Consider the following 12,611-nt stretch of genomic DNA (forward strand, 5'->3'; position numbering starts at 1 on the left):
TATGAGGTGATGAAATTGCGTATAGCAGAAGTGACCGTCCGAAGACTAAAAATGCGAATGAAAGAACCTTTTTCCACGAGCTTCGGCACAATGCAAGACAAGCAGTTTTTAGTCATTGAAGTTCAAGATGAAAACGGAAATTGTGGATGGGGCGAATCGGTGGCATTTGAAGCCCCTTGGTACACAGAAGAAACCGTCGATACGAATGTACATATGATCCTTGATTTTCTAGTCCCTTTATTGCTAGGAAAAGACATTACTCATCCAGATGAAGTTGGGACAATCTTTTCTTCCATCCGCAAAAATAATATGGCGAAAGCGGCTGTAGAGACTGCCGTCTGGGATTTATATGCTAAGCGTAACTGCATGTCGTTAGCGGAAGCGTTAGGAGGAACTCGAAAAGAGATTGAAGTTGGCATTAGTATTGGCTTGCAAGCAAGTTTTTCGGAACTGGTAGCCAAAGTACAAGGCTATTTGGACGAAGGGTATCGACGTATCAAAGTGAAAATTAAACCGGGTGTTGATGTTGAACTACTTCGTACATTACGCGCTGCATTTCCCGATGTTCCTTTGATGGCAGATGCCAATTCCGCTTATTCACTAGATGATATTGAATTGTTGAAGGAACTGGATGCATTCAACCTCTTAATGATTGAACAGCCACTTGGCCATGACGACATTGTTGACCATGCTGTGTTACAACGAGAATTGAAGACCCCAATTTGTCTAGATGAAAGCATCCTTTCCTTGAACGATGTACGAAAAGCACTCACGCTAGGAAGTACAAAAGTCATTAATGTAAAAATCGGACGGGTTGGCGGATTGTCGGAAGCGAAACGAATTCATGATTATTGTATGGAGCGGGGTGTGCCTGTTTGGTGTGGCGGCATGTTGGAAGCAGGAATTGGTCGTGCACATAACATCGCGTTGACGTCATTACCTAATTTTGTTTACCCAGGTGATACAGCCGGGTCATCACGTTATTGGGAAAAAGACATTATTACACCTGAAGTAGTTGTCCAAGATGGTGTGATTGCTGTCCCGCGTAGCAATGGGATTGGTTATGAACCAGACATGCATGCAATCGACAATTTTACAATTGGGAAGTGGTGTTTTTCGGCTGTTGAATAAAACTGTTTGCAAGTCTATGCAACTTACACGCCAGAAAAATCGTCTAAAGCATTGATGAAGTGTAATTCTTCCAGTAAAATGAACGTAGGTTTTGTAGAGAGGAAGTATATTGTGAAAAAAATACTTAGTGCGTTTGTCGTCAGTTCGCTCGTTCTTCTAGTAACGGCATGTAACAATGCAGAAGAACCACAAAAGAAATTAACAGCTGGTGACTTATTGGACAAATCTGAGCAAGCGATGAATTCTTCACTAACTTCGGTCAGTGCACACGTCGTGTATGACGAATATAATGGAACGGTTTTTGACGGCGATCCTGAAAAGACCGAAAAATCCGGTGTGAATTTCGATATGAATATGGATGCTTTTTTAGACCCAATGAAAGTCCATCGTCAAGTAACAGTCCAGCCAAGAGGCGGGGAAGTATGGAACATGGACATTTATGACGTTGGTGAACAAACGGTTGTCGCGGACAGTCGGGAACAAGGTTTGCGTGAGTCTGAAACGGATCCATTGAAAGAAGCATTCGGAACGCTTGTATCGACAACCAATCCGCTTGTCGATCTTGCCAAGTTCAAAACGTTCAACGATGATTTCAAATTAGAAGCAATCGGTTACGACTATGTATTGAAACTTACATTAGATCGTGATGAATTCCCTAGATTCAAAGAAATCTTCCCAGAAGTCGGACCGAGTGAAGAAGGTTTCCTCTTAATTGATCGCATGGAAATCACTATTAAAATTAACAAAAAAATGTCCTATGTGACGGGCTTCAATATGTATGCGGATATGAAAACATACAGCAAAGGCAACTCTTTTAAAACACGCCAAAAGTTGAACGCGACGTATAGTTATTTCAATGATATCGAAGATTTTACTGTACCGAAGGAAGTAACTGAGTTAGTTTCTCGGTAAGGTAAGTGTACGTAGAAACGTTTTACTGCTGACTGAAAAATGTAGCATAAAAAGATAAATACTGATAGAACAAGAATAAGCACCGTTAATTACGGTGTTTTTTTGTTGAATAAATTCGCACTTAGAGATGGTCATCTGTTAGTATTATTAATATAATTAAAAAAATGAAACTTTTTTTATTTTTTTGGCGTCTATACAGTAGGAGGAGAGGAGCATGCATGTATGGTATCGATCCATTTCACTGGTTGAAATTAATTCTTCTAATCATCATTATCGTGTTAGCAATATCATTGTTCAATCTTATAATGCAGAATTTGCTCAAAGTTAAGAAAAGAAGTAGTTCCTCCTATCATCACATAAATAAACAGCATAAGATGATTGATTGGACACTTCGGATCGCTTGTATTGGCTTTTTGTTCTTTGCTTATTTTATCAATATCGGTAGAATACATGAGGATCGTGATTGGTTTTTGAAATCAACCTATGTCGTTTTTGTGTTAATTGCATTAACAGAATTAACGAGAGCGTTTTTCGAATGGAAGTATGACGAAAACAAAAAAGCTTATTTGCTTACTATTAGCCAATTAGGTTTTGGCGTTATGATCTTGATTGTTTTGTTTACAACGGATTTCTTCGGGTGGCTTGGATAACTTTTATAGGGATAAGGAAATATTGCTAGCATGCCCGGGCGTTAGACGTTTTTGTAGATTTAGCGGGTTAGACTATTGGAGCAATGAAACTATTTAGACATTCATACGTATACAATTGTGAGAGGTGAGATGAATGTGAAAGGTAAAGAGTTATATGTGATGATATTCATCCTCATCCCACTGACACTATTAATGGCTTATGATTTCTTTCCTAAGTTAAATGACTTTTTGTTCTTACCAAAACCAATGCTGATTGGACTTTTACTATTGGTAGTTTTGTTAGGCTTTTTCACAATACATTTTCAAGAAGTGGAGTCAGCGCAATCTTCTTTTTGGTGGAATGTTAGCTTGGTATCTTATTTACTGAGTTTAATCGTTATATTCACGTTGCTTGGCGGCAACTCACAAGTAGGCATATCCTTGTCTAGTCCTGTCTTATGGATTGTGGTTGCCCTAACTGTTTTTGAAATGAAGAAGGAATACGAAAAGGCAAAGGCCCATGAAGTAAATGCTTAGCGAGAAGGGGTGCTGAAACAATGCCTTTCTTACTGGTTACAATTCTACTAATCACGTTTGGCTTATTTGTCGATTGGAGAAGAAAGAGATATAGGGAATTCCATCATGATGCAAAAATGTACGTGATCAATCAGAAGTGAAGTTGGATTACAAGATGGAAGGTGACCGAGAATCGCCTAGTGGGTATTTATAGAATGCATATAACATTATTGCCTGAACACCTTTTGGAAGCGTTTCTACATACAGCGCTTCTTTTTTTTATCGCTAGAAAATGAAGGGTTTTGTGTAGATTTGTGGAATCTAAAAGGGGAGAGCTTGTACAAACGGTCATGGTGATTGTTTGCTTCTTTATCAAATTACAGCACTTTTTAGCAACTAGCCTGTTTTACATACAGAATAATAAAAAGATGGGGGAGGAACACATTGAAGAAGTTTTTATATTGCATACTCGTTGTGTTTTCAATGTTTATGCTAGCGTCTTGTCAAAATAATAGTAGTATTGCATTCAAAGGGGAAAGTGACAACTGGATTTGCGAGTTAATGACTGAGTCAAATTTCTGGGGGAAAGAGACGCAGCGTATAAAAATTACGTACAAAGGAGAAAACCTTGAAAAGCTCGGCAACTTCAACTTCGATGTTGAAAGCAGTGATTTCTTAGGATGGGGTATTCGCGATGTAGTTTTCAATAATAACGGCATTTATGATAGTGGTGATGTCATTAAATTGGATCGCAAAACGCCAAATACATCTACGATTTTAGTAAATGTAGAAGGTGAATTGTCTGAAACAATTACGTTAAGATCAAGTTCATAAGTTCTCTTTTGCATAATAGGTTAGCTTTATCTAGATAAGTGACTAAAAGGAGAGTTAAAAAGTTATGGATAGTCCAATTGGAACGAGAATTAGTACAATTTTCATCCCAGTAAGTGATGTGGCAAAGGCAAGAGATTGGTATTGCGGTTTGTTAGGAGTTCCAGCAGATGGAGAAATTATGCATGGACACATCTATGTGATTTCATTGGAAAATGTCAATCTTGTGCTAGATAGTAAGGTTTTTGAGAAGTTTAAACGTGATGGAATGCCGAGATTTCACTTTGATACGCTAGACATTGAGGCTGCCTATGAATACGCCGTATCTAAGGAAGTCAACATATTGACTGAAATTGAAAATGGTCACTGGTTCAACATTAGTGATCCAGACGGTAATGTGTTAATGATTTGCCAGTGTTAAGGCAATCAAGTATTGGTTTCTCAAAGTAGATTAAAACGGAAATTAAAGATGAATCAAAGAGATGCAATACAACAAACTGGCTCGATTCCGTGAGAACAGTATGAATGGAATAGGCCAATGATGAAGTTTTAATAAAAAAGAATAGGAGTTTAACATGGAATACTGGGAGTTAATTGAGAACCCTAAAGATGAAACATATAGGCAACTAATGAAAGTTTTAACGCGTAATTCTGATAAATTCTATTTCATAACAAGAAGAGAACTCAACTATAATCAAGAAATACTTGCACACTTCGCTCCTTTCACCCTAGAAACGTATAAAACGAAAAAGTGGGCTAATACGATCACAAAAGGTCCAGCTGCAACAGTTTATGTAATCGAGTCAAATGAAGAAACGTATAAGTTGTTAACAAAATTCGCAAATACTTTATATGATTGGGTTGCGCCTAATTTACCCGAAGACATTACATTTATGAAGAATAATTTCGCTTGGTTTTCTTGTACGACACACGAGGAATTTGGCGGTTTTACGTTTCGTTCAGATTATTACAAGCATCTACTTTGTGAAATACCTGGTCTTAAAGTACAACAAATAGTGTAAGACTTAGCATTTATAAATAATCTGTACTTGGAGAGCGGGTACTAGTGAGGGGGAGTAACATTTGAAACACTGTTGTGAAGAGATGAATGTACATGCGAGTTTTACATGTGATTTGCATAGTAATCCGTTTGAATGTCCTGATAAGATTGTAATTTATGATGAAGATGACAATGATTATGGTTTGATCATTCATGATGGTGGTTCTGCAAGTATAGGAATTACCTATTGTCCGTGGTGCGGTTCGAAGTTATAACTTGGGGTAATTTGTGCTATCTCACGAACGAGCGATAGAAAGGAAAAGGTGAGCGTCAATGACTCGGTATATGGAAATTTTTAAAGAAATTGTCGATATCGTACATCATGACTACGCAGGATATGATGAGAAACGAGGCTGGGATGATCCTGCCCATTATTTTGGAGAAATTGAGAGATTGATATCCGGTCAGCAAATTACACCGCAAGTTTTTACGGATCTCGTCAGCGAATATCTCATGGCTTTTCAAGATCGACATATGTCTTTCAATCTAAAAGGGGCGGATGACGTAAAACCGAGCACTCGAGGTTTCCGGATAAGAAGATATGAAGATGCGCTCTATGTCGTGGAGACTTGCGTGGAGGATAGGTTTCCGGTCGGCTCCAAGATCATTTCAATTGATCAACAGGAAATCGAAATGATCATCACTTCGGATCGAAGCTTTTTGCGGGAGACAAGTGCAGAACGTGAGGACTGGACACATCTTCTCAATAATTCATCATCCATTGAAATAGAGGATGATAACGGCGAACGATTAACGTTCGATTTGAAGAATTATGAACCCATCTTCAAAAAGTTAGCACCTTCGTTGGAGGAAGTTGATGAGGAGACGTTACAGCTCACTTTACCAAGCTTCGCCAACGTTGACGAGACGTTGGATTTCGTGAAGAACCATGAAGAAAAGCTAAAAGCATGTACAAATCTGATTATCGACGTACGAAACAATCATGGAGGGAATGGAAAATCTTTTTCGAACTTATTGCCGTACATTTTTCCACCAGATGAACACCCAAGCACGGGCGGTGAGTTGAAGGAGTTCAATTATACCAATCGCAACTCGGAGCTGTTCATCCAACTCTGCCAGCAGCTAAGAAAAGACATCACTGATGTTGAGACACTAAAATTCTTTGATTCGATTGAAGAAGAAGGTGAAAAATATCGCGGTCAAGGTTTTGTGACAATGGACTTTTCGGATGAGTTGGAGACGGAAGCACTTGAGTTTGAAGGTACTAATTCCCCTAAGAATGTAATCGTGATGACGGATGTCTATTGCGCAAGTGCCGCCGAATATTTTGTGGAAATTTGCATGGAATCATCCAAAACGACCGTAATTGGACGCGCAACAATGGGCATCAATGACTACAGCGATTTGCTCATCAAGGAGTGGGATGGCATATACGCACTCTACTACCCGATGTCTCGCCGTATCCATAAAACGTCAAACGATCCGTTGCACGGGAAGGGAATCCAACCTGATCATTATATCCCTTGGACACCTAAGCACATAGATGAAGATTTGGATCTTTTGTATGCCATGAACATGGTACGAGAATGCAAGATTGCAGAAGGATAATTTGTAGACATTTCTGAGCGGATACGGGGAGGATTTTGAATGAAAGTTAATAAAATTTTTATTTCTATTGCTTTCCTATTAGTCGCTATTATTGTAATTATCGCGATAAAGAATATAAATTTTACTAAGCAATATTCATTTTTTGGTGAAATCGAGCGCATGAATATAGCTAGTATTGAAGTATTGGAGATTACTACTAACAAATCGGTTGTTAGCAGTGATATAGATTTCATTAGACAAGTTACATCACTATTGAGCGATTTAGAATTAGATGAAGTAACCCAAACAAGTATTAAGTCAGATAAGTATTATCAAATTTACATTAGTGAAGTTGGCTATTATCCACACCCAGCGATTGGCGTATCTGAAGGGTTAATTGAGCACAATGGAAAAGCCCAATATTTATCTGCCGAGAAGTCAACAAAATTAATTAATCTCTTAGAAGACGAGATGAATAAGTGAATTAAACGGGCATCTTTTTCATTAAAATTTGCTGATAAACTGTCGTTTAAGCAATTCAAGAAGTATAAAAATATGACATTCCGTTCGTTTGCTTAAGATGCGATGACTTTTCATTCAGTGTTTTCTATGTAGTTGCAGTTTATAAATAAAGGAGGAATAGAATGTCAAAGTCGATTATTTTTGATATGGACGGAACGCTTTTTCAAACAGATTTGATATTAGAATACGCACTTGAAGATACGTTTGAGCATTTGCGCTCTATGGATAAGTGGGATGATCCAACGCCTATCCAGCAATATCGGGAAATTATGGGAGCTCCTTTGCCGCAAGTGTGGGAAACACTTTTGCCGAATCACTCCACTAAAGATCGAGAATATATCGATTCGTATTTTTTAGAAAAATTACTGAAAAACATAAGTGCTGGCAATGGGAGCTTGTATCCGAATACGAAAGAAATTTTGAGTTATTTACATGAGAATCATTATGCCATCTACATAGCAAGCAATGGGTTAACTGTATACCTAGAAGCAATCATAAGTCACTACCAGCTGGATCAATGGATTACAGAGATATTTAGTATTCAACAGATTGACTCATTAAATAAATCTGATCTAGTTAAGAGTATTATAGAGCAATATGGAATAACGAATGCGGCGGTGGTTGGTGATCGTCTATCGGATTTCAATGCAGCTAGAGATAATGGGTTACTATCTATAGGATGTAATTTTGACTATGCAAAAGAAGATGAACTGTCCCATGCGCATTACGTTATTGATGATTTGATGGAATTAAAAGAAATATTGTCTTCGAATGAAGGGAAGTATAGCAAAAGGTACTTTCTATCGTAACAAGAAATACTAAAACTTTCTGAATGCGGGTGGGGCTATGGGAGAATTTATTGAGAACTATAAAGGGTTGCTATTGTTCATGTTTGTCTATTGGGGGATTTGTTTTGCCATGCTGTTGGCGGATGGTAGTTTCCTTTATGTGATGTTATCGTGGAATGTCTTGTTAGCTGTATTGCCTCTGTTATTCATCATAAAAGCTGAGATGTCGATCAAAAAGAGAAAACTTGGTGTATCTGTCCTTTGGCTCCTTCTTTGGTTATTGTTTTTTCCAAATTCCGTATATGTTATAACGGACTTTATTCATATATCCAATGATAAATTTTTATGGATGCTAGACGTCGGAAGGTACTCGTCGGAATCGAGTGTTGCATACAGCAACGAAATTATCGTTTGGGCAAAATTGTTTGTGATTGGATTCGGTTTCTTTTTTGCGATCGTAGCAGGGTTAGAGTCTTTGTATATTTTTGAACGGAACGTGAGAAGGAAATATTCAGTCGCCATTAGTTTTTGTGCGCTTACTGTCGTAGCTGTTCTTACGGGGCTAGGAGTGTACATTGGAAGGTTTTTGCGATTCAACAGTTGGGATCTGTTTTTTAATCCGATCGCTTTGATAAAAGAAATCATTGGTGTAGACATATTTGCATTGCAATTTATCTGTGTTTTTACAGTCTTTGTTGCGGGCAGCTATTTACTTTATCGGACAATTCGAAAGCAATCTGGACATCGAGAATATGCGTGAATAAGATCGTGCTTCTCAATCAGGAGTCATTCGTCTATCCATAAGGTATGGACTGTTCCGACTTAGGAAAAGGGTGATTACCATTAGTCGAAATATCATAATAAACAACAAACTGTTAGAAGTACATCAAAAAGGGAGTAACGGTACGCCGATTGTTATCGTCACGGGATTAGGTTGCTCTTTTGATGATTGGTATGAAATCACCGAGGAACTAAGCAAAACGAATCGAGTCATACTGTTTCATAGACCAGGTCAAGGTTTAAGCGAATTTAGGGATGAGAACAGAACTACAGAAGCAACTGTTGAAGAGTTGAAGGAGTTGTTGCAGCAACTGGATATTCAAGAGCCCATTGTTCTTGTCGGACATTCTTATGGCGGATTGTGTGCGCAACACTTTGCTAAGGTTTATCCTGAGCTGCTAAGAGGGCTGGTGTTAGTGGATTCGACTTCTGTTAATTTCGCCATTTTGGATACATTGCAGTTACCGGTTTTGGATGAGGACAATACAGACGAGACATGGATTGAAAAATACCAACTCTATTCTTCTATGACGACTGATGCGTTACGAGAAATTATTAATCCAACATTAACAGAAAAACAAAAACAATTTCCGACTGAGATCCAGCAAAGATTACTGGAATTTCAAGTGAATCCAACACTATACAAGGCTATGAGCTCAGAAATCACCTATTGGAAACGTGATGCTGAAAAGATAAAAGGATTGAGTAGTTCTCCAGACGTTCCTTTAATCGTTATCGGAAGAGATAAAGAATATTGTATAAGTCGTGGAGTAGATGAAGGTTTGCCGGAGTGGGAATTACGGATGTATGAAGAAAAATGGCAAGAACTTATTATTGAGCAAGCAAGTCTATCAAACAAATCACATTTATTTTTCGCGAAACAATCAGGCCACTTAATCTATTTAGACAGGCCTGATGTGCTAATTCAGTGCATGAATAACATTAGATTTTTATAATTCGTAACTGGATTCGTCCAAAGTTTAATCCAATTCGTTAAGGATGTGTTGCGTGGATGTGGAAGGAATATATAGGCACTATATCGAAAGAATACGCATTCAAATCTCCAGATTCTATAGCTGAAATAAGTCACATTACCGATGTGTTACATGTTGAATTACCAAGGAAGTTAGTACAATTATACGGTGAAACAAATGGCGTGTTTGATCAATTTGGCTGCCCCTTAATATGGTCGACCACTCAAATCGTAAAGGATAATTCGTTTTTTAGAAATTTCACTGACTATCAGGATTTGTATATGCCGTTTGATCATCTGTTATTTTTTTCGGATAACGGTTGTGGTGATTTATTCGGCTATCGAATACTAAACGGCTGTATTGAAACGGAAGATATTTACGTATGGAACCATGAAGACGATAGCAGGACGTGGGTCGCTTCCTCTTTGGAGACGTTTATAAAAGGTTGGATTACTGGTGAAATTTCGACGTAAATGAGGAATCATAATAGCGTCTTTTAGCTAATGTACGTTTTTAAACGATATGCGTGCGATTCAGAGTCAGAGATGGTTTGCTGTATTTTGGTTTTCAAAAGTTTCTACACTGTATGGAGTTACCGAATTTTCACAAGGGATAATTGGTTATCCTCGGTGTTCTGAATTCATTGAACGAGCAGAGAGTATGGAGAATAATGACTCACTTATCTCTGATGAAGAAAAGGGTAGGTGTCCTGTATGTTTACGAATGAACAATTACAAAATCTAATCGATGGAAAAATTATTGGGCAGCAATTCCCCTATGATTCCTATTCCGAGGAAGAAATTGAAGCACATATCCGCAGGCTATTTTATCGAATCAACCGTATTCCGAACTTGGTATGTGAAGCGGAGTGGAATCATTTTGGTAGTGGTTATGCGTCTTTTGTCGAGTTTTTTTGCTATCGAAAAGAAGATGCTACTCTCTTTGAAGAGAAGGGGAATCGTCGGACGCTCATTACAAAAGGAATCATTATTGATGTTTGTCGTTTAGCCCCTGTCGCCATCATGGGTGAGGACGACAGATATAAAACGTTCTGTACGGAAACGAACGAACTAGTTGGTGGGGCGTATGGCACTTTGTTAGATGACCCGCGACGATTGTCTGTTGGAGAGCAATTTCAAACAGTGGCACAAGCGTTAATTCAAGCTTTAGTTGAATTCGATTACAACTTGTTAGAAGAACAACATATCCATCACCCGTTAACTTTTCAAACCACTATCCCGACGATCTATCGAAGGCCGAAAGACTATTTAGTGATGGATGCCATTTTTTATTGGATTGATTAATGATGTGGCGACGGAGATTATAACGCAAAGATGTGAGTGAATTGGAAATGCTTGTTAGTTTTTTCATTGGTCTATTGTTTTTATATGTAGGTTTTCTTGCCTCGTTCAAACAGAGTTGGCCTTGGATTATTAGGTTTTTAGTTATTTTCACGGGTGTTGGATGGATTGTTTATTTCTTGTTTTTAGTGTTTCAGACGGTATTTTCTGTTTAACTTCCTTACCATTCCCCTCTATTTGCACAGCTAAATTCTCCTGCAAATCAACTACCCAATAAAAACCATTGAATATGAACGCTTGTTCTGTATATACTATAAAGAACAAGTGTTCTTTATTATGGAGGAATGCGTCATGTATGAAAATTTGCCGGACCGAAAAGTTGTTTGCCTTGATATGCGGAGTTTCTATGCAAGTTGCGCAGCGGCCATGGAAGGATTGGACGTCATGGATACGCCAATCGCTATTATTGGCAATAAAGAACGAAAAGGGGGAGTCGTCTTAGCTGCTTCGCCTGCGCTAAAGAAGGAATTTGGTGTGCAGACGGGCATGCGCCTCTATGAAATTCCTGATGATCCTTCCATTCGATTAATTGAACCGAAAATGCAGTTTTATATCGACGTATCGATGGAAATCGCGAAGCATTTAAATCGATACGTACCTAAAGAGGCGATCCATGTGTACTCTGTCGACGAGAGTTTCATCGACCTGGATGGAACGGAGCGCTTATGGGGAAATGCAGAGGATACTGTGAGACACATACAAGATGAGCTATTTGGACAATTTCAGCTGCGTTCAGCATGCGGCATGGGACCGAATATGTTGCTATCAAAGCTTGCGTTAGACTTGGATGCAAAAAAGACGGGATTTGCCCGTTGGCACTATACCGATGTTCCTGCAAAGTTATGGCCGGTAGCACCGTTAAGCAGAATGTGGGGAATCGGCAATCGATTAGAAAAAACATTAAATACGATGGGGATTTTTTCAGTCGGTGATTTGGCACATACACCACTGGAGCGCCTAGAAAAAAAGTTCGGTGTCATGGGTAATCAGTTGTATCACCACGCGCATGGCATTGACTTGTCCGATATGGGGGCACCTCTCCTTGAGGGACAAATCAGCTATGGGAAAGGGCAAATTTTGTATCGTGATTATACGAAGCGGGCAGATATTCTTGCGGTTCTGCTTGAAATGTGTGAAGATGTCGCACTGCGGGCGAGGGAAGCAAGGAAAGCAGGGCGAACCGTCCACTTGTCCATCGGCTACTCCAAAAACGCACTTGGCGGTGGTTTCGGACGTTCTCGCTCCTTGCCTGAGGCGACGAATGACACGATGGCGATTTACCGATTGTGTACGAAGTTGCTCGATGAATTCCATGACGGCCGACCGGTCAGGCGCATTGCGATCAGTCTCTCCAATTTGGAGAATGAATACACGATGCAGCTCAGTCTGTTTGATGAACATAAATGGCGCAATCGTCAGTTAGGGAAAACGATGGATGCCTTGCGAAAGAAGTACGGGTCTACCGCAATCTTACGTGCAGTCTCTTACACAGATGCAGGGACAGCAATTCATCGATCGAAATTAATTGGCGGCCATTATAAATAAGAAAAACTGTCCGG

At 39.0% G+C, this 12,611-nt stretch carries 16 protein-coding genes; all 16 read left to right on the top strand.

Annotated elements, in window-relative coordinates; translation table 11 throughout:
* Positions 1-15: 15 nt before the first annotated feature.
* The 16 genes from menC (at position 16) to ACVHUV_RS12465 (ending at position 12,597) form a co-directional block, all read left to right on the top strand.
* The gene (gene menC, locus ACVHUV_RS12390; protein WP_462086907.1) at positions 16-1,131 is read left to right on the top strand and encodes an o-succinylbenzoate synthase; all 1,116 of its coding nucleotides are present in this window, start codon (positions 16-18) and stop codon (positions 1,129-1,131) included.
* Between the two features lie 111 nt (positions 1,132-1,242).
* Positions 1,243-2,043, top strand: coding sequence for a DUF6612 family protein (locus ACVHUV_RS12395; RefSeq protein ID WP_462084764.1), 801 nt, complete (start codon positions 1,243-1,245; stop codon positions 2,041-2,043).
* Positions 2,044-2,261: 218 nt separating this feature from the next.
* Positions 2,262-2,693 (top strand): DUF4181 domain-containing protein, encoded by a 432-nt coding sequence (locus ACVHUV_RS12400; RefSeq protein WP_462084765.1) that lies wholly within the window; start codon positions 2,262-2,264, stop codon positions 2,691-2,693.
* Between the two features lie 135 nt (positions 2,694-2,828).
* On the top strand, positions 2,829-3,209 hold the full coding sequence (locus ACVHUV_RS12405; RefSeq protein WP_462084766.1) for a hypothetical protein: 381 nt from the start codon (positions 2,829-2,831) through the stop codon (positions 3,207-3,209).
* A gap of 423 nt (positions 3,210-3,632) precedes the next feature.
* A complete protein-coding gene (locus ACVHUV_RS12410) occupies positions 3,633-4,022 on the top strand; it encodes a hypothetical protein (protein ID WP_462084767.1) in 390 nt (129 codons plus the stop codon).
* A 64-nt stretch (positions 4,023-4,086) separates the two neighbouring features.
* Positions 4,087-4,440 carry a VOC family protein gene (locus tag ACVHUV_RS12415; protein ID WP_462084768.1) on the top strand — a complete coding sequence of 118 codons (354 nt, stop codon included), beginning with the start codon at positions 4,087-4,089 and terminating at the stop codon, positions 4,438-4,440.
* 154 nt (positions 4,441-4,594) lie between these two features.
* Entirely contained in the window at positions 4,595-5,041 is a 447-nt protein-coding gene (locus ACVHUV_RS12420) for a hypothetical protein (RefSeq protein ID WP_462084769.1), read from the top strand.
* 61 nt (positions 5,042-5,102) lie between these two features.
* Positions 5,103-5,294, top strand: coding sequence for a DUF6980 family protein (locus ACVHUV_RS12425; RefSeq protein WP_462084770.1), 192 nt, complete (start codon positions 5,103-5,105; stop codon positions 5,292-5,294).
* Positions 5,295-5,352: 58 nt separating this feature from the next.
* Positions 5,353-6,648, top strand: a complete 1,296-nt coding sequence (locus tag ACVHUV_RS12430) for a S41 family peptidase (protein ID WP_462084771.1) — start codon at positions 5,353-5,355, stop codon at positions 6,646-6,648.
* Between the two features lie 39 nt (positions 6,649-6,687).
* Positions 6,688-7,110 carry a hypothetical protein gene (locus tag ACVHUV_RS12435; protein WP_462084772.1) on the top strand — a complete coding sequence of 141 codons (423 nt, stop codon included), beginning with the start codon at positions 6,688-6,690 and terminating at the stop codon, positions 7,108-7,110.
* A 161-nt stretch (positions 7,111-7,271) separates the two neighbouring features.
* The gene (locus tag ACVHUV_RS12440) at positions 7,272-7,958 is read left to right on the top strand and encodes an HAD hydrolase-like protein (RefSeq protein ID WP_462084773.1); all 687 of its coding nucleotides are present in this window, start codon (positions 7,272-7,274) and stop codon (positions 7,956-7,958) included.
* A 37-nt stretch (positions 7,959-7,995) separates the two neighbouring features.
* Entirely contained in the window at positions 7,996-8,697 is a 702-nt protein-coding gene (locus tag ACVHUV_RS12445) for a DUF1361 domain-containing protein (protein WP_462084774.1), read from the top strand.
* Between the two features lie 73 nt (positions 8,698-8,770).
* Entirely contained in the window at positions 8,771-9,673 is a 903-nt protein-coding gene (locus ACVHUV_RS12450) for an alpha/beta fold hydrolase (protein ID WP_462084775.1), read from the top strand.
* Positions 9,674-9,729: 56 nt separating this feature from the next.
* The gene (locus ACVHUV_RS12455) at positions 9,730-10,164 is read left to right on the top strand and encodes an SMI1/KNR4 family protein (RefSeq protein ID WP_462084776.1); all 435 of its coding nucleotides are present in this window, start codon (positions 9,730-9,732) and stop codon (positions 10,162-10,164) included.
* Between the two features lie 240 nt (positions 10,165-10,404).
* On the top strand, positions 10,405-10,995 hold the full coding sequence (locus ACVHUV_RS12460) for a hypothetical protein (protein ID WP_462084777.1): 591 nt from the start codon (positions 10,405-10,407) through the stop codon (positions 10,993-10,995).
* Between the two features lie 348 nt (positions 10,996-11,343).
* Positions 11,344-12,597 carry a Y-family DNA polymerase gene (locus ACVHUV_RS12465; RefSeq protein WP_371391369.1) on the top strand — a complete coding sequence of 418 codons (1,254 nt, stop codon included), beginning with the start codon at positions 11,344-11,346 and terminating at the stop codon, positions 12,595-12,597.
* Positions 12,598-12,611 lie beyond the last annotated feature (14 nt).

The organism is Sporosarcina saromensis, from assembly GCF_054901285.1.